The sequence below is a fragment of the Roseovarius sp. genome, assembly GCF_027019125.1.
Classification (GTDB): domain Bacteria; phylum Pseudomonadota; class Alphaproteobacteria; order Rhodobacterales; family Rhodobacteraceae; genus Roseovarius.
Genome location: NZ_JALUXE010000034.1, coordinates 38,905 through 56,049, shown reverse-complemented (window position 1 = coordinate 56,049; position 17,145 = coordinate 38,905). Strand labels below are relative to the sequence as shown.

At 64.4% G+C, this 17,145-nt stretch carries 15 protein-coding genes, 1 pseudogene and 1 riboswitch; of the genes and pseudogenes, 8 read left to right on the top strand and 8 right to left on the bottom strand.

Annotation, left to right across the window (positions count from 1 at the left end; genetic code table 11):
* The first annotated feature begins 55 nt into the window (after window positions 1–55).
* A complete protein-coding gene (trxA, locus tag MVC20_RS16630) occupies window positions 56–376 on the top strand; it encodes a thioredoxin (RefSeq protein ID WP_297543417.1) in 321 nt (106 codons plus the stop codon).
* Between the two features lie 80 nt (window positions 377–456).
* Window positions 457–1,605 (top strand): annotated as a pseudogene (locus tag MVC20_RS16625) (amidohydrolase).
* A 9-nt stretch (window positions 1,606–1,614) separates the two neighbouring features.
* Here the strand turns inward: MVC20_RS16625 and MVC20_RS16620 are convergent.
* Window positions 1,615–2,457 (bottom strand): hypothetical protein, encoded by an 843-nt coding sequence (locus tag MVC20_RS16620; RefSeq protein WP_297543415.1) that lies wholly within the window; start codon window positions 2,455–2,457, stop codon window positions 1,615–1,617.
* Window positions 2,458–2,649: 192 nt separating this feature from the next.
* Between MVC20_RS16620 and hslV the strand changes: the two genes are divergently transcribed.
* Window positions 2,650–3,210, top strand: a complete 561-nt coding sequence (gene hslV / locus MVC20_RS16615; RefSeq protein ID WP_297543413.1) for an ATP-dependent protease subunit HslV — start codon at window positions 2,650–2,652, stop codon at window positions 3,208–3,210.
* Between the two features lie 48 nt (window positions 3,211–3,258).
* Here hslV and MVC20_RS16610 read toward each other — a convergent pair whose 3' ends face one another.
* On the bottom strand, window positions 3,259–3,645 hold the full coding sequence (locus MVC20_RS16610) for a DM13 domain-containing protein (protein ID WP_297543411.1): 387 nt from the start codon (window positions 3,643–3,645) through the stop codon (window positions 3,259–3,261).
* A 167-nt stretch (window positions 3,646–3,812) separates the two neighbouring features.
* Between MVC20_RS16610 and hslU the strand changes: the two genes are divergently transcribed.
* Together hslU and MVC20_RS16600 are read left to right on the top strand one after the other, a co-directional pair.
* Complete coding sequence (hslU, locus tag MVC20_RS16605) at window positions 3,813–5,120, top strand: ATP-dependent protease ATPase subunit HslU (RefSeq protein WP_297543409.1); 1,308 nt, start codon at window positions 3,813–3,815, stop codon at window positions 5,118–5,120.
* 161 nt (window positions 5,121–5,281) lie between these two features.
* A complete protein-coding gene (locus tag MVC20_RS16600) occupies window positions 5,282–5,869 on the top strand; it encodes a hypothetical protein (protein ID WP_297543407.1) in 588 nt (195 codons plus the stop codon).
* Window positions 5,870–5,902: 33 nt separating this feature from the next.
* Here MVC20_RS16600 and cobN read toward each other — a convergent pair whose 3' ends face one another.
* Window positions 5,903–9,610: a cobaltochelatase subunit CobN gene (gene cobN / locus MVC20_RS16595; protein WP_297543405.1), complete on the bottom strand. Its 3,708-nt coding sequence runs from the start codon at window positions 9,608–9,610 to the stop codon at window positions 5,903–5,905.
* Window positions 9,611–9,702: 92 nt separating this feature from the next.
* On the opposite strand from cobN, the gene MVC20_RS16590 reads away from it, so the two are divergent.
* On the top strand, window positions 9,703–9,864 hold the full coding sequence (locus MVC20_RS16590; RefSeq protein WP_037270356.1) for a hypothetical protein: 162 nt from the start codon (window positions 9,703–9,705) through the stop codon (window positions 9,862–9,864).
* A gap of 2 nt (window positions 9,865–9,866) precedes the next feature.
* Here MVC20_RS16590 and MVC20_RS16585 read toward each other — a convergent pair whose 3' ends face one another.
* Window positions 9,867–10,316 (bottom strand): GNAT family N-acetyltransferase, encoded by a 450-nt coding sequence (locus MVC20_RS16585; RefSeq protein ID WP_297543402.1) that lies wholly within the window; start codon window positions 10,314–10,316, stop codon window positions 9,867–9,869.
* A complete protein-coding gene (cobW, locus tag MVC20_RS16580) occupies window positions 10,313–11,395 on the bottom strand; it encodes a cobalamin biosynthesis protein CobW (RefSeq protein WP_297543400.1) in 1,083 nt (360 codons plus the stop codon). The genes MVC20_RS16585 and cobW overlap by 4 nt, the downstream gene beginning before the upstream one ends.
* 71 nt (window positions 11,396–11,466) lie before the next feature.
* On the opposite strand from cobW, the gene MVC20_RS16575 reads away from it, so the two are divergent.
* Window positions 11,467–11,796, top strand: a complete 330-nt coding sequence (locus tag MVC20_RS16575) for a DUF1636 domain-containing protein (RefSeq protein ID WP_297543398.1) — start codon at window positions 11,467–11,469, stop codon at window positions 11,794–11,796.
* A 4-nt stretch (window positions 11,797–11,800) separates the two neighbouring features.
* Here the strand turns inward: MVC20_RS16575 and MVC20_RS16570 are convergent, their stop codons facing one another.
* The 3 genes from MVC20_RS16570 to MVC20_RS16560 are packed head-to-tail and all read right to left on the bottom strand — an operon-like array spanning window position 11,801 to window position 13,193.
* Entirely contained in the window at window positions 11,801–12,289 is a 489-nt protein-coding gene (locus MVC20_RS16570) for a hypothetical protein (protein ID WP_297543396.1), read from the bottom strand.
* A 55-nt stretch (window positions 12,290–12,344) separates the two neighbouring features.
* The gene (locus tag MVC20_RS16565) at window positions 12,345–13,025 is read right to left on the bottom strand and encodes a CbtA family protein (RefSeq protein WP_297543394.1); all 681 of its coding nucleotides are present in this window, start codon (window positions 13,023–13,025) and stop codon (window positions 12,345–12,347) included.
* 3 nt (window positions 13,026–13,028) lie between these two features.
* On the bottom strand, window positions 13,029–13,193 hold the full coding sequence (locus MVC20_RS16560) for a CbtB domain-containing protein (RefSeq protein WP_296637770.1): 165 nt from the start codon (window positions 13,191–13,193) through the stop codon (window positions 13,029–13,031).
* Window positions 13,194–13,225: 32 nt separating this feature from the next.
* Window positions 13,226–13,451, bottom strand: a riboswitch (cobalamin riboswitch).
* A gap of 187 nt (window positions 13,452–13,638) precedes the next feature.
* Here MVC20_RS16560 and smc point away from each other — a divergent pair.
* A complete protein-coding gene (smc, locus tag MVC20_RS16555) occupies window positions 13,639–17,118 on the top strand; it encodes a chromosome segregation protein SMC (protein ID WP_297543392.1) in 3,480 nt (1,159 codons plus the stop codon).
* The last annotated feature ends 27 nt before the right edge of the window (window positions 17,119–17,145 follow it).

Genomic DNA, 17,145 nt, shown 5'->3' with positions numbered 1-17,145 from the left:
CCGCGCCCGGCTTCTTAGGTTCACGACCGAAACCCTGACCACTAGGAGACATATCATGGCCACCGTTGCCGTCACCGACGCCACATTCGACGCCGAAGTCAAGAAATCCGACATTCCCGTCGTGGTGGATTTCTGGGCTGAATGGTGCGGCCCCTGCAAACAGATCGGCCCGGTTCTGGAAGAACTGTCGTCCGAGATGTCCGGCCGCGTGAAAATCGTCAAGGTCGACGTGGACAGCAATCCCAATTCCGCCGTCGCCATGGGCGTGCGCGGTATCCCGGCGCTCTTCATCTTCAAGGATGGGCAGGTTGTGTCGAACCGCGCTGGTGCCGCCCCCAAGGCCGCGCTCCAGAGCTGGATCGAAGACAGCATCTGAGACCACGCATATACCTCGTGGAAGGGGTCGCGCCTGTCGCGGCCCCTTTTCTTTGTCCATAAAACCCGCATGATCCCCCCATGACCCTGACCAATGCCGATATCACAGAGCTGACCGCCCTGCGCCGCCTGTTGCACCAACACCCCGAAGTGTCGGGGCAAGAGCAGGGCACCGCCGGGCGCATCACCGACGCGCTCTTGGGGTACTCACCCGACCGGCTCTTGACCGGGCTTGGCGGGCATGGCGTGGCGGCGGTCTATCAGGGCCAAGACCATGGCCCCACGATCCTCTTTCGCTGCGAACTCGACGCGCTGCCGATCACCGAACAGGGCAATCTGCCCCACCGCTCGACCGTGCCAGGCACGGGCCATCTCTGTGGCCATGACGGGCATATGACGGTGCTTCTGGCGCTCGCGCGCCTCTTGTCGCGTCAGCGTCCTGCGCGGGGTCGCATCGTGCTGCTCTTTCAACCCGCCGAGGAAACCGGCGCAGGCGCAGAGGCCGTGTAGAGCGATCCGGATTTCGAGACTATTTCACCCGATTATGCCTTTGCCCTGCACAATATGCCCGGTCTGCCGCTCGGTCATGTGGGCCTTATTCCCGGCCCGGTCAATTGCGCCTCGCGCGGCATGGCCGTCACCTTGACCGGCAAATCCGCCCATGCGTCAGAGCCGGAAAATGGCCGCTCTCCAATGCACACATTGGCGCATCTCATGCCGGCGCTGACGGCCCTCAGCCACGGCACGCCCCAAGACAGCGATTTCACGCTGGCCACGGTCACGCATGCCCAGATGGGGGCCCCCGCCTTCGGCATCGCGCCGGGCGATGCGACGTTCTACGTCACGCTGCGCACGCTGACCGACGGCGGTATGCAGGCGCTCTGCGATGCCGCGACGACGCTGGTGATGGATACGGCCACGGCGCAGGGGCTGACGACCGAGATCACCTATCACGACATTTTCGCCCATTGCGAAAACCACCCCGAGGCGACCCTGATCTTGCGCCGCGCGCTCGATGCGTTGCAGGTGCCCCATGACGGGCGCGGTCTGCCGATGCGCGCCTCCGAGGATTTTGGCCGCTTCGGTCATCGTGCCAAGGCGGCGATGCTGTTCCTTGGCGCGGGCACCGCGCATGCCGCGCTGCACAATCCCGATTACGATTTCCCCGATGATCTCATCCCCATCGGTGCGCGGATCTTTCATCAGGTCGCCCGCGACATGCTGGGGTGAAACCGGCCACTACTCCAATGGCCAGCCAAGCGCCCTCAGCCGGGCGGCGATCTGGTCCGATGCCTCTGGCGCACCGGCGTTGATGGACGTGAGCTTGAGAAACCAGAGCAGATATTTGTCCCAATCCGGGGCATGCCCCGCGACCAGATCAAAGGCCTTGTCCACGCCAATCCCGGCCACGTTCAGCGTGACGTGATGAAAATCTATCTTGGCAAAAACAATCGCGGGCTTGCGAAAGAACATAGCCATCAGCGCGACCGACGAATTTTCAGTCACCACGAAATCACAGTCGCGCAGATGCGTCTCCATCCCGCCTGTGGTCACCTCCAACAGCGGATGGGCGCGGCACAACTCCTCCAGCTTGCGCATGTCCGAGCCCGAGTAATGCTCCTTGGGATGCAGCCCCGCGATCACCCGCCTGCCGTCTGCCCGGCGTAGCGTTTCGCGCAGCATGTCCAGCGGCGACATCACCTGAAACGAGCGCCGCTCGTCGATATGTCCCTGCAGAGCAACATAGATTATCCCGTTGCGTCGGATGTCGTCTGGGCCAAGGTCAAACTTTCGTTTGGCCCAGTACTTGGCAAAGCGCGCGGCCTCTGCCGGATCAATCCGGCTGGGATCAAACGCCGCCTGGGCGACATCGAAATTCCACCGCTCTGCCGTTCGCTCGATCCGCCAGAACGGCATGAGATAGGCAACCCGCAGGCTGAGCCCCCTGGCATGCGCCGGTTCCTGCATCAGGAAGAGGGCGTATTCGTCCGCGTCCGCCGCCACCAGCGTATCAACCGGGCCAGCCGTGCAAATGTCCAGCGACCACCCCGACCGCGCCAGCGCCTGTTGCAGTTTGTTCACGAAATTATGGTCGCCCGCCCTGGCGCGCTTGTCCATCGGATTAGGAAAATACAATCGCGCGCGCCGAGCCTGCATCATGGCGCAAAACCTAATCCACGCCGCCCTCTCGCTCAAGCGGCTTGAAAGCCGGGCAAAACTTGTAAACATCAGGCGTGACAGTCATATAGGGCCGCGAAACGGAAGGAACATCATATGTCCGAGAGCAAATTTCCCGGTTGGCATGGCACCACCATCATTGGCGTGCGCAGGGGCGGCGAGGTTGTCGTTGCCGGTGACGGTCAGGTCAGCCTTGGGCAGACCGTGATCAAGGGCACTGCCCGCAAGGTGCGCCGCCTCTCGCCCGGTGGTCATCCGGTTGTGGCGGGCTTTGCCGGGTCAACGGCGGATGCCTTTACCCTGCTTGAACGGCTCGAGGCCAAGCTCGAGGCGACACCGGGTCAGTTGCAGCGCGCTTGCGTGGAACTGGCCAAGGACTGGCGCACCGATAAATACCTGCAAAAGCTCGAGGCGATGCTGATCGTCACCGATGGTGATCAGCTCTATGTCATCACCGGCGCAGGCGACGTGCTCGAACCAGAACATGACGTGGCCGCCATCGGATCGGGTGGCAACTATGCGCTTGCCGCCGCGCGCGGCCTTGCCGAAAACCCCGACCTGAGTGCCGAAGACATCGCCCGCCGCGCCATGGCCATCGCCGCCGATATCTGCGTCTACACCAATGGCAATCTGACAGTCGAACGGATCGGTGGCTGAAGGCGCGCGCCATCAGCCACCTTTACACACATCACTCGTTATCGCACATCAATGCAACGTCGCCACACCCAAGGGCACGTTGAACTGTTCACACCAGATCCAGACCTCGTTGACCCCCTCGACAGACATGCTGGCGGGAATCTCATAGCGCTGTTCCCCAGAGTTTGAACGCAGCGCGCCGAGCACGGTGGATTTGTCATACCCGTTGCGACCCAAGGCCACCTTGGGATCCGGGGCGCCGTCGAAGGCGAAATCAGACTGCAAAACGACATAGGTTTTGCCGCCCACTTTCGTGAACGTTACCCCACCGCTTGTCACATGATCGCTACGGCCTTTGAACGTGCCTTTGCGGCTCTGCCCGGCAAGGGCCGGCCCGGCCATCATCACGGCTCCGAATGCCGCCGTGGCAGCCATGAAATTGCGGCGATTCTGCATCTCGTTTTCCCTTCCATCGATTACAGTGCGCCACAACTAAGTACCTCTGCGGGATTAAAAAACCGGCCTGACCTCCTCGTGATCCGCTGTTAGAGTTTCGTGTACCCGGTTGCGTTTTTCGCCATGGCGTATACCTACCTGTAAAGTGATCCGCAGAAAGGCCTGCCATGACCGACCTGACCCCGCGCGAGATTGTCTCGGAGCTTGACCGCTACATCATCGGCCAGCGTGATGCCAAACGCGCCGTGGCCGTGGCCCTGCGCAATCGTTGGCGGCGCAAGCAGCTTGGCCCCGACCTGCGCGACGAGGTTTACCCAAAGAACATCCTGATGATCGGCCCGACCGGCGTCGGCAAGACCGAGATCAGCAGACGCCTCGCCAAACTCGCCCGCGCCCCCTTCATCAAGGTCGAGGCGACCAAATTCACCGAGGTGGGCTATGTCGGCCGCGACGTCGAACAGATCATCCGCGATTTGCTGGATAGCGCCATTGCCCAGACCCGCGACTGGATGCGCGAAGATGTCAAGGCCCGCGCCGAACATGCCGCCGAAGAGCGCGTGATCACCGCCATTGCGGGCGAAGATGCCCGCCCCGCCACCCGCGACATGTTCCGCAAGAAGCTGCGCGATGGGCTCCTGAACGATACCATGATCGACATCGAGGTGGCCGATACCTCAAACCCCCTCGGCATGATGGACATCCCCGGCCAGCCCGGCAGCCAGATGGGCATGATGAATCTCGGCGATCTGTTCGGCAAGGCGTTCGGCCAGCGCACCACCACCAAGCGTGTCAGCGTTGCCGACAGCTACGCGCTGCTCGTTGGCGAGGAGGCCGACAAGCTTCTTGATGACGAAACCGTCCATCGCTCGGCACTTGAGGCGGTCGAACAGAACGGCATCGTCTTTCTCGACGAGATCGACAAGGTCTGTGCCCGGTCGGACGCGCGCGGGGCCGATGTCAGCCGCGAAGGCGTGCAGCGTGACCTGCTGCCGCTGATCGAGGGCACGACCGTCAGCACCAAATATGGCCCGGTCAAGACCGACCATATCCTCTTCATAGCATCCGGCGCCTTCCACATCGCCAAGCCGTCCGATCTGCTGCCCGAACTGCAAGGCCGCCTGCCCATCCGGGTGGAGCTGCGCGCCCTGACCGAAGGTGATTTCGTCCGCATCCTGACCGAGACCGACAATGCCCTCACCCGCCAATACACCGCCCTCATGGGCACCGAGGAGGTGACGGTCGACTTTACCCAGGACGGCATCGCGGCCCTCGCCCGCATCGCGGCAGAGGTCAACCAGTCGGTCGAGAACATCGGCGCCCGGCGGCTCTACACCGTCATGGAACGGGTGTTCGAAGAACTCTCCTTTACCGCCCCCGACCGCGCGGGCGAGAGCGTGACGGTCGATGCGGGCTTCGTCGAGGCGAATTTGGGCGAGCTGATGCGGTCCGCGGATTTGTCGAGGTATGTTTTGTAGGGGGCAAAATTGTAGGGTGGGTATTCATACCCACCACACCACAATGACCGTCACAGCGGGCCTGCCTTCCTGCCGGATAATTCACCTTACCGGCGAGAGTGGCCAGATGATTGAGTGTTCCCCCAGTTCCCCCTCCCCATCCCCCGCGCTAAACACCTCTCATGGTTGTTCCGGTTCTGATCCTTACCCTCTCCCTGATCGGCGTTGCCGTGGCGCTGATGCTGCCCGGCTATGGCGATCTGATCCTGCTGGCGGGGCCTTGCACCGTTGCGGCGCTGATCCTGCTCCTGCGCGCGCTCGTTGCCCGGATCACGGCCCCGCCCGAGCCCGAGGCAGAGCCGAACCGCATCCTGATCGACGGCTCCAACGTCATGCACTGGCGCGACAACACCCCGCAGATCGCAACGCTGCGCGAGGTCATCGCGCATCTGCGGCAGCTGGGCTATGCGCCGGGGGTGATCTTTGACGCCAATGCGGGTTATCTGCTGACCGGCAAGTACAAGCATGACGACGCCATGGCCGGGTATCTGGGGCTGGCCGAGGATTGGGTGATGGTCGTGCCCAAGGGCACGATCGCCGACAGCTACCTCTTGACCGTCGCGCGCGACGTGGGCGCGCCCATCGTCACCAATGACCGCTACCGCGATTGGGCCGATGCCTTTCCCGAAGTCACCGAACCGGGGCGACTTATCCGGGGTGGGTATCGCGATGGGGCGCTCTGGTTCGAGGGGCTGGGCCTGCCGACGTGATACCGACGGGGGTTTTGCCCTGTTTTCAGCGCACTACCGCCCCCGCGCCGCCTCGATCCGGGCGCGGGCGGAATTGGAGCGTGGCTGCCACAACCCCCGCTCCACCGCCTCCGCCAGCCGCTCCGCCAGTTCGCGCAAGGCCGAGGGGTTATGCGCCGCGATGAAGTCCCGCGTGTCGTCATCCTCCAGGAATGCCGCCTCGACCAGATCAAAGTGATGCCCCCGCACGGCGCCAGTTGTTGCTGCAAAAGCAAAGAGATAGTCCACCGTCGCGGCAATCTCGAAGGCGCCCTTGTAGCCGTGCCGCTTGACCCCTTCGATCCATTTCGGATTGACCACGCGAGAGCGCACCACCCGCCCGATTTCATCCTCGAGTGTGCGGATCACCGGGCGTTCGGGGCGGGAATGGTCATTGTGGTAAACCGGCCGGTCGCGCCCCTGCAAGGTGCTCACCGCCGCCGCAGCCCCCCCCTCGAACTGATAATAGTCATCAGAATCAAGGAGATCATGCTCGCGGTTGTCCTGATTCTGCACGATGGCGTCGGTCTGTTTCAGCCGCGTTTCAAAGCCCGCGCGATCCGGCGTGCCCGCCTCCTTGGCACCATAGGCATAGCTGCCCCAAGTGAGGTATGCCTCTGCCAGATCGGCCTTGTCCGCCCACAGCCGCTCGTCGATCATCGCTTGCAGACCCGCGCCATAAGCCCCCGGTTTTGATCCATAAATACGCGGTGCAACGCCCTCGCTCCGCGCTCTCGCGGCGGCGGGATTGTTGTCCTCGGTCTCGTCCAGCCCCTGCACGGCCCGCGCCGCGCTGTCGAACAGCGCGATGAGTTGTGGAAAGGCATCGCGGAAAAACCCAGAGATGCGCAGGGTCACATCCACCCGTGGCCGCCCCAACACACCCTCGGGCAGAATTTCGAATCCGGTCACGCGCCGGTTGGCGGCATCCCATGTCGGCTTGACCCCCATCAGCGCCAGCGCCTGCGCGATGTCATCGCCACCGGTGCGCATGTTGGCCGTGCCCCAGGCGGTGATCAGCAGGGCGCGTGGCCAATCGCCGTGGGTTTGCAGATGCTTTTCAATCAAGAGGTTGGCGGATTTCCACCCCAAGGCCCAAGCGGTCGGTGTGGGCACGGCGCGGCTGTCGACGCTATAGAAATTGCGCCCCGTTGGCAGGGTATCGAGCCGACCGCGCGTGGGGGCACCCGACGGTCCGGGGGCGATTGCCTGTCCGTCCAAGGCGCGCAAGAACCCCGCGCCCTCGCCCGGCCCACAGGCCGCAATGGCAGGGCGGATGCGCGCTGCAATCTCTGCCAGAACCGCCGCAGTATGCGGTCCGGCCCCTTGATCGCCCTCCGTCAAGAGGCGTTGCGCCATCAGCTCCAACCGCTCGACCGTGTCGCCATTGCTGCGCCACGGATCGGCGCTCAGATCGCGCAGGGCTTGCGGTTTTTCAGCCGCCGGGGCCGCCATGTCGCAATCGAGCGGATCAATGCTCAGGCCATGGTCCAGCGCCAGCGCCCGGATCAAGGACGCATCGCCCCCCTTGCCGTGCCCGCGCGGCACACGGGCCAGGGCGATGGCCAGATCAGCTTCCAACCGGCCCGTCGGCGACTGCCCGAACACATGCAGCCCGTCGCGGATCTGCGCCTCTTTCAATTCGCAGAGATAGGCATCGAGCCGCGCCAGATCGCCCGCCTCATCCGTGCCCGACATGCCCACGTCCTTGTCGAGCCCGGTGGCAGCACTCAGCGTCAGGATCTCGCGGCGCAGATGGGCAATGCGGCGTGGATCAACCCCGGCGGCCTCATAGTATTCGTCCACCAGCGCCTCCAGATCGCGCAGCGGACCATAGGTCTCGGCGCGGGTGAGGGGCGGGGTCAGGTGGTCGATGATCACCGCCTGCGCGCGCCGCTTGGCCTGCGTGCCTTCGCCGGGATCGTTGACGATGAACGGATAGACATGCGGCATTGGCCCCAGCACCGCCTCGGGCCAACATTCGGCGCTGAGAGCGAGCGCCTTGCCCGGTAGCCATTCGAGATTGCCATGTTTGCCCATATGCACGATCGCCTGCGCGCCGAAATGGTGGCGCAGCCAGATATAGAAGGCGAGGTAATTGTGCGGCGGCACCAGATCGGGGGAATGATAGGTCTCGGTCGGGTCGATGTTATAGCCCCGCGCCGGTTGCAGCCCGACTACGATATGCCCGAAGGTCAGGATCGACAGGGCAAAGGCGGGGCCGTCGGAGTCGCGTAATTCTGGAACGATGAAGGGATCGTCTTCGGGGGCACCCCAGCGGGTAATCATCGCTTCGCGCAGGTCCCAAGGCAGGGTGTCGAAATGCTCGCGGTAGATATCGAGCGACAGCCTCTCGCCCCCCTCGCGGTTGGCGCGATCCGTCAGCCAGTTGGTTGGCCCCGCCATCACCGCCCGCATCAGGGCATCGCTATCCTCGGGGGGATTGGTGACGGTATAGCCCGCCTCGGCCATCAGGCGCAGGGCATGGACCGTGGCCGCAGGCGTATCGAGCCCAACCCCATTGGCCAAACGCCCATCCTTGTTCGGGTAATTGGCAAGGATGAGTGCGACCCGTCGCATGGGCGCGGGCGTCTGGCGCAGCCTGGCCCAGTTGGCGGCCAGTTGCGCCACGAAATCTACACGGTCGCCCACGGCGCGATAGGTGGCGATTGGGCATTCGGTGGCTTCGTCGAAAAACGCCTCGCCCTTGAAGCTGATGGCACGGCTCAGGATGCGGCCATCTACCTCGGGCAAGGCCACGTTCATTGCTATATCGCGCCCCGACAGACCGGTCAGCCCCTTGGCCCAGGTCTCTTCGGTCGATCCGGCCAAGACCACTTGAAACACCGGCGCGCCATTGGCGGCGGGCATGGAGAGCGGGTTGTCGGGGCTATCGTCGCCCGCGTGCGGCGAGCCTACGGCAAAGGAGGTGCAATTGAGGATGACCGATGGGGGGGCAATGCCGAACAGATGCTCCAGCGTTGCCACCGATACCGGGTCCTTGAGCGAGGCGACAAAGATCGGCAGCGGATTGAGCCCGGCGCGCAATAGCGATTTCACCAGCCGGTTGATCGGGTGCAGCCCCGCACCCTGCACCAAAGCGCGGTAGAAGATCACCGGCACGACGGGCTGATCCGCCTGCCACGCCTCTTGCGCGGCGCTGAGGCCCGCGACCCCGGCCCCCGGCCAATAGACGCCCGCACGCAACAGCGGGCTGGCGGCGGCAGGGCGCTCGCCCCCGTCCAGCATGGTCTTTGCGTAGCGCAGAAAATTCCCGGCATTCTCTGGCCCGCCCTCGACCAGATAGGCCCAAAGCGCATCGTAATCCGCGTCCGAGACCGTCGACAGACCGCGCAGTTCCGCATCCGGCTTGTCATCTCCGGGCAAGAGCGCCAGCGGCACACCCGCCTCGTGCAGGCGCGCGGCGAATTGTTCTGCCCCGTATTTCCAATAACCGACACCGCCCAGAACCCGCGCGATCACCAGCCGTGATTTCGTGGCGCATTGATCGAGATGCAGATCGACCGACATCGGATGCTGCAAATGGCTGAGGTTGGCCAGCCGCAAACCGGGCGGCTCTGCCAGTTCACCGCGCGCCTCGCTCAGCGCTGCAAGCTCTGTATCAGCGGCAGAGACAAAGATCACATCGGCGGGCGTCTGCCCCAGATCGACCGGCTCTTTGCCATCCTCGATGGCGCCGGGGGTAGCGGCGAGCAGATGCATCAGGTGGTTCCAGCTTGAACGAGGCTGCGATTTGCGGCAAGAGCAGCGTCACAGCTGCCCCTGTCGGGGCGTATCGCCGAAAGGGCAGAGCCATGGATTACAACGCATTGGGCGCCTCCAAGAAGGGCAGCAAGATCCCGCGTCACAAAGAGCATAACGCACCGGGCACGGACAAGAATCCGTTCGGCAAGCGCCCTTCCAAGGAAGAACTGATCGCCCGCCTCAAGGCGAAGGCCGAGAAAGCCACGAAATAGGCTCATAGCCGCTTTTCCATGAAGATGGACGAGGGGGCGTCGGGATACTCTCCGAAGGGGCCCCGTCTCGCAAAACCGTGCCGCTCATAGAGTTTGTGCGCTGCGTGTAGTAAATTCCCGGTTTCCAAACGCAGGCAGGGCAGGGCGTGCGCGCGCGCTTCGTCCTCGATCTGGCGCAGCAGGGCGTCTGCCGCGCCCTGTCCCCGCGCCGCTTCGGCTACGAACATGGACTTCACTTCGCCATAGCCCTCGCGGAGCGCAAGCGCGCCGGTGCCGATGATCGTGGCACCGCTGCGCGCGGCAAAAAAGCGGATGTCGGGCGCGCAGAGCGCGTCGATGTCGAGAAAGAAGTTATCCTCGGGTGGAAAGAGCGACTCCATCAGCGCATGGCTCGCCCGCAAGAGCGCACTGGCCTCAGGATGCTTTGGGTCTGCCGCTTCGACGATAATCATGCCAAAAGCGCGGCGGTGATCGCCGCCCGATCCAGACCCGCCTGACCAATCACCACCAGCCGCGTCTGGCGCGGACCGGCGCCGTATGGCTGGTCGAAGTAGCTGTCCACGCGCGGCCCGACGGCCTGAATTGTCAGGCGCATTGGCTTGCCTGTCACCGCGGCAAAGCCCTTGAGGCGCAGAATGTCATGGGCGCGGATCACCTCTGTGACCTGACGGGCAAAGCTGACCGGATCGCCGATCTCGGGCCGCGTCACGACAAAGCTCTCAAAGGCGTCGTGGCCATGATCGTGATCGTGGTCATGATCGTCGTCCTCGTCGTCGTGATGATCGTCCTCGTCATGATCGTGGTGATGATGGTGCAGCTCGTGCCGCGCCTCCATATCCGCCTCGGCCCCGATACCTTGCCCCAACAGCACCTCGATGGGCAGGGCCCCCATGGTCGCGGTCACAACCTGAACGCCATTGCGCGAGTCCTTGCGCAGCCGCGCTGTCAGCGCGGCACGCTCGTCTTCGGTCAGCAGGTCGGATTTGTTGATCACGATCATGTCTGCGCAGGCCATCTGATCTTCGAAAAGCTCCGACAGCGGCGTTTCGTGGTCAAGGTTCTCATCCAGCTTGCGCTGAGCATCCACCGCCGCCACGTCATGCGCAAAGCGGCCTTCGGTCACGGCCTTGCCATCAACCACCGTCACCACACCATCGACCGTCACCCGCGTCGAAATCTCGGGCCAGTTGAAGGCCCGCACCAGCGGTTGCGGAAGCGCCAGACCCGAGGTCTCGATCACGATGTGATCGGGCGCACGCTCGCGGTCCAGGAGCTTTTGCAGGGTAGGGATGAAATCTTCTGCCACGGTGCAGCAGATGCAACCGTTCGACAGCTCCATCACATCCTCTTCCGAGCAGGTCTCGATCCCACAGCCCTTGAGGATATCGCCATCCACGCCCAGATCGCCGAATTCGTTGATGATGAGCGCAATGCGCTTGCCGCCCGCATTTTCCAGCATGTGCCGGATCAGCGTGGTCTTGCCGGCCCCGAGAAATCCGGTAACGACGGTGGCGGGGATCTTGGCTTGCATGTCTTGGCTCCTTCAGGGGCTTGCATCGGGCGGGGCGGCTGGCCTAAGCCCGGCGGAAAAGGGGATCGGCGATGGTGCACCGGGTTGTGGTCTGTTCTACGTGCGAGGGCACGGATGGCAAGGGCTTTGCGGCCCGTTTGCGCGCAGCTCTCAGCGAACGGGGGATGGAGTTTACCGTGCAGGACCATGACTGCATGTCCAATTGCGGCCGCCCGCTCAGTGTGGCGTTTTCTGCACCGGGCAAGGCCACGTATCTCTTTGGCGACATCGACCCGATGAGTGATCTAGAGGATACGCTGGCCTTTGCCGCGCTATATGTTGCCTGTGCCGATGGCTGGATCGAGGATGCGCGCCCCGCTGGACGGCTCCGGCATTGCCTGATCGGGCGCGTGCCGGGCTGAGCGGTCATTCGATCACTACCTCAATCTTGGCCTCGATGGGCATCCCGTCCTTGGCCAGTTGTGTATGGTCGTTGGCATTCAGCGTCACGCGCAGCTCATGTGTGCCCACCGGCAGCGCATCCAGTTGCATCCACGGCCCATAGGCCCGCGCGACCTTGACCCCGTTGAGGTAGAGATGCGCATGCCCGCGCCCCGGCACGACCGGCCCATTCACCCCCTCGGGATCAAAGGTGAAATTCTCCACCCCGATATGCAAATTGCGGCTCTGCGCCCCGTCGGGGTGCAGGGTGAGGGTCAGCACTGGCGCGGGCGTGCCCGCCTCAGTCAGGGCCGTGTGTGCGGTGCCATGGTCATGCGCCGCGTGGTCATGCACCGCCGCGCCGTGGTCGTGGTCATGCCCTTCAAGCTGCGCGCCAGATGTGGCGGCAACCAGAAAACCAAGTCCCGTGCCGAAAAAGAGGCCGATTCCGAGAAAGGCAAGTGGTTTGGCCATCGTTCCTGTCTCCTGTCGGATGACCCCGGCGCTGTGGCGCCGGGGCGGTTGCATGTCAGGCTGTCGCGTTCTCGCGACGCCAGAAATGACCGGCCAATGCACCCAGGCAGACCCAGGCCGCGAGACCCACGCCAAGCGCGCGCGAGGCAAAGAGCGCGGCCAGTTCCGGCGGCACCGGGCCGGTAAAGGTCTCTGGTTCGGGCGCACCGATCAGATGCGGTGCCGCCAACAGCGCAACCGCAACCGCCAGCATCACCGGCCCCTTGCCAAAAGCGATCAGGCCCAGCCCTGCCGCCGTTGCAATCACCGTGCCCCACCACCAGATTTGCCGTGCGGTGATGTCGGTATAGGCCACGCCCGGCACTTCGGGCGGCAGAGACACGGCAGGTGCGAAATGCAGCGCCACGAATCCGGCGACACCCCAGATCACGCCGCTACGCGCGTCGATGCCTACGCCATATTCCGCAGCCAATCCCATGCAGGCCACCAGAACAAGCCCGTAGCCGACATAGATCAGCGCCGAAAAGAGGACGCTCAGCCCATCACGCATCATGTCAAAGCCTGGCAATTCGGGCGTGGCGCTAACGGCCTCTGCCCCGAAATGCACAAGACTGCCCCCTTCATACAGCTCCGCATGCAACAGCACCGGCTGAATGAAAACGATCTGCAACAGGGCGGCGATCAGCCCTGCACAGAAACCAGCGAACAACGCGCTGGTCGCGATTTTAGAGAACATGACTTAGTGGCAGGGAAAGCCGGTCGAATGGCGCACGTCATGCGCGGCGTCATGCAGCGCCGAGGCTTGCACGTGGCCGGCAACGGTCACGATGCCGAGGCCCAGAAACAGGGCTGCGACGAAGGGCAGGACGGTGGATTTTGCAGCGGTTTGAACCAATGCGGTCATGGCGGTATCTCCTTTGCGCCTCTCACCCGAGGCGGGATTGACGAACGCAGGGCTGGTCTCCTGGCTCGCGGGTCGTCGCCTGTCTGCCGCCTTCCCAAGGATTTTACACCTCAGTGGCATCTGGCAGGGGCTCGCCGCTTACAGTCGCGGGGGCGGCTGACGCATGGGCGCCCTGATTGGGTCCACCGGCACGTCATTCCCATTTCATCCTCGAGGCGCTTTGCGCCCAAACGAGGAACCTTGCCTCTTTGGTATGCAGGCTGTGCGTCACCCCGTCAAGGAGGATTGCGACCGCTCAGGAGCAGTCTGCGGCATTCTTTTTGCAGGGACTGGCGGGGCTCCGCCCAATATCATGTGGATAAATCCCACAGCCGCCCCATATCCTGTGGTTGATCGTTGACAGGCCTGCCCCTCACCCCTCACAATTTCATGACAACGGAATCACATGGCACAAAGGGCGCGCGCGCAGGTGCAGTTCTCGAAACTCAGATTGACCGGCTTCAAGAGCTTTGTCGACCCGACCGATCTGATCATCGCGCGCGGTCTGACCGGCGTTGTGGGTCCCAATGGTTGTGGCAAATCCAACCTGCTTGAGGCGCTGCGCTGGGTGATGGGTGAGAACCGTCCCACCGCCATGCGCGGCGACGGGATGGAGGATGTGATCTTTGCCGGGGCCGCCACGCGGTCCGCGCGCAATTTTGCCGAGGTGGTGATCCATCTCGACAATTCCGACCGTCTGGCACCCGCCGGGTTCAACGATGCCGATCAGCTGGAGATCACCCGCCGGATCACGCGCGATGTGGGCAGTGCGTACAAGGTGAACGGCAAAGATGTACGCGCCCGCGACGTGCAGATGCTCTTTGCTGATGCCTCGACCGGCGCACATTCGCCCGCTCTGGTGCGCCAGGGGCAGATTTCCGAACTGATCAACGCCAAGCCGAAATCGCGGCGGCGGATATTGGAGGAGGCCGCCGGTATTTCCGGTCTCTATCAGCGCCGCCATGAGGCCGAGTTGAAACTGCGCGGGGCCGAGACCAATCTCACCCGCGTTGACGATGTGGTCGAGCAATTGGCGAACCAACTGGCGCAATTGGCGCGGCAGGCCAAGCAGGCGGCGCGCTATCGGCAGATTGGTGAAGAGCTGCGTCTGGCCGAGGGGCTCTTGCTCTATCGCCGCTGGAAAGAGGCGGATTTGGCCCATGCCCGATCCGAGGACGAATTGCGCGAACGCATCACGGCTGCCGCCCGTGCGGAATTGGCGGCGCGCGAGGCGGCCAAAGCCCGGTCCAAGGCCGAAGAGGCGCTGCCGAAGCTGCGCGAGGAAGAGGCCATCGCTGCGGCGATCCTGCAACGGCTGAGCGTGCAGCGCGACACCCTGACCGAGCAAGAGGCGACCGCCCGAGATCGCATCGCCACCCTGCGCAGCCGAATCGAGCAGCTCGTCCGCGACATGGAGCGTGAGGCGGGGTTGAACCGTGATGCAGGCGATACCATCGCCCGGCTAGAGTGGGAGGCCGGCGAGCTAGCAAAGGGCGCCGAGGGCCACGACGCCCGGCTTGAGGCGGCTCAGGCCGAGGCGCGCGAGGCGGCGCAAATCCTGCAGCAGCGCGAGAACGATCTCAGCCAGATGACCGAGGATATGGCCCGCCTTGCCGCCCGTCATCAATCCGCGCAACGCCTGCTGGAGGACAGCCGCAAGACCCTGGCCAAGAGCGAGGCCGAGGCCGAGCGCGCCCGCGCCGCGCAAGCGGACCTGCGCGCCGCCCTGACCCGTGCCGAAGCCGACCACGCCGCCGCGCATGAGGCCGAGGCCGAGGCGGTTGCGCGCGCGGAGGCGGCAGAACAGGCTCTTATCGCCGCCGACGAGGCCCGTGCCGAGGCACAGGCGCAAGAGGCCGAGGCCCGCGCTGCCCGCTCTGAGGCCGAGGGCGAGTTGGGGGCCCTGCGCGCCGAGGTGACGGCGCTGGCCAAGCTGGTGCAGCGCGACACGGCTGAGGGCGGGCAGGTGATGGATCGCCTGCAGGTGCAGCAGGGTTTTGAAAAGGCGCTGGGCGCTGCCCTTGCCGATGATCTGCGCGCCCCCGAGGTCGAGACCGATGGCCCCTCTGGCTGGACCGTTCTGCCTGCCTATGCCACGCCGCAGCCCCTGCCCGAAGGCGTGACCGCGCTCAGCCGTCATGTCTCGGTTCCCGAGGTTCTGGCGCGTCGGATGTCGCAAATCGGGCTGATTGATCCCGAGGATGCCGCCCGGCTGCAACCGCTCTTGAAGCCCGGTCAACGTCTGGTCAGCACCGAGGGGGATTTGTGGCGTTGGGACGGTTTTCGTGCCTGGGCCGAGGATGCGCCCTCTGCGGCCGCGCTGCGTCTGCAACAGCTCAACCGGCTGGAGGAACTCAAGCAGCAGCTTGAGCACACGACGGCGCGCGCGGAAGGGGCCGTGCGCGGGCACGAGGCCCTGCGCGAGGCGTTGATCCGCCGCACCGAAGAGGACCGCGCCGCCCGCGAGGCGCGCCGTGCCGCCGATGCCGCCGTCAACGAGGCCAATCGCGCCCTCAGCCGGGCCGAAGCGGATCGCAACCTCGCCGGATCGCGGCTCGAGTCGCTGGGTCTTGCCGTCACGCGCCATGACGAAGAGGCGATGACCGCCCGGCAAAGCCTGTTGGAGGCGGAAAAGGGGTTGGCCGGTCTTGGGGATCTGGGCGCCGCGCGTGCCGATCTCGAAGACATCAAGATGGCCGTCGAGGCCGCGCGCATGACCATGATGACCAAGCGCTCAGGGGCTGATGAACTGCGCCGCGAGGGCGAGCGGCGCACCCGCCGCAGCCAGGAAATCACCAAGGAAATCAGCGGTTGGCGTCATCGTCTGGAGACCGCGGAGCGCCGTATCGCCGAACTGGTCGAGCGCAAGGAAGAGTCGGAGGACGCCTTGGCCGATGCCAGTGCCGCGCCCGAACTTCTGGCCGCCAAGCGCGCCGAACTGGGCGAGGAGATCACCCGCAGCGAGGCGCGCCGTGCCGCCGCCGCCGATGCGCTCTCGACCGCCGAGGGCGTGGCGCGTCAGGCCGCGTTGGACGAGCGCGAGGCAGAGCGGCTGGCCTCTGAGGCGCGCGAGATGCGCGCCCGCGCCGAGGCGCGGCTCGATGCGGCGCGCGAGACCCGCGATTATGCCGCCGAGCGGATACATGAAACGCTGGACCAGACGCCCGAGGCCCTCTTGCAGAGCCTCGCGGTCGATCCTGACGCGATGCCCGCCTCGGACGCGATCGAGGCCGATGTGAACCGGCTCAAGCGTCAGCGCGATGCGTTGGGCGCGGTGAACCTGCGCGCCGAAGAGGACGCCAGGGAGGTTGAGGCCGAACATGCCAGCCTGATCAAGGAAAAGACCGATCTGGAAGAGGCGATCAAGACCCTGCGCAGCGGCATTGCCAGCCTCAACCGCGAGGGGCGCGAGCGGCTGTTGACGGCGTTCGAGACGGTCAATTCCAATTTCAGCCTGCTCTTTCGGCATCTCTTCGGCGGTGGCGAGGCCAGTCTTGTGCTGGTCGAGAGCGATGATCCGTTGGAGGCCGGTCTGGAGATCATGTGCCAACCGCCCGGCAAGAAGCTCTCGACGCTCAGCCTCTTGTCGGGGGGGGAACAGACGCTGACAGCGCTGGCGCTGATCTTTGCGGTCTTCCTTGCCAATCCCGCCCCGATCTGTGTGCTGGACGAGGTTGACGCGCCGCTTGACGATGCCAATGTCACCCGCTTTTGCGATCTCTTGGACGAGATGTGCCGCCGCACGGAAACCCGCTTTCTCATCATCACCCACCATGCCGTGACCATGAGCAGGATGGACCGGCTCTTTGGTGTGACCATGGCCGAGCAGGGCGTGAGCCAGCTTGTCTCGGTGGATCTCAAGAAGGCGGAACAGATGGTCGCCTGAGCGGGGCGCCATCGGCCCTTTGCGTGG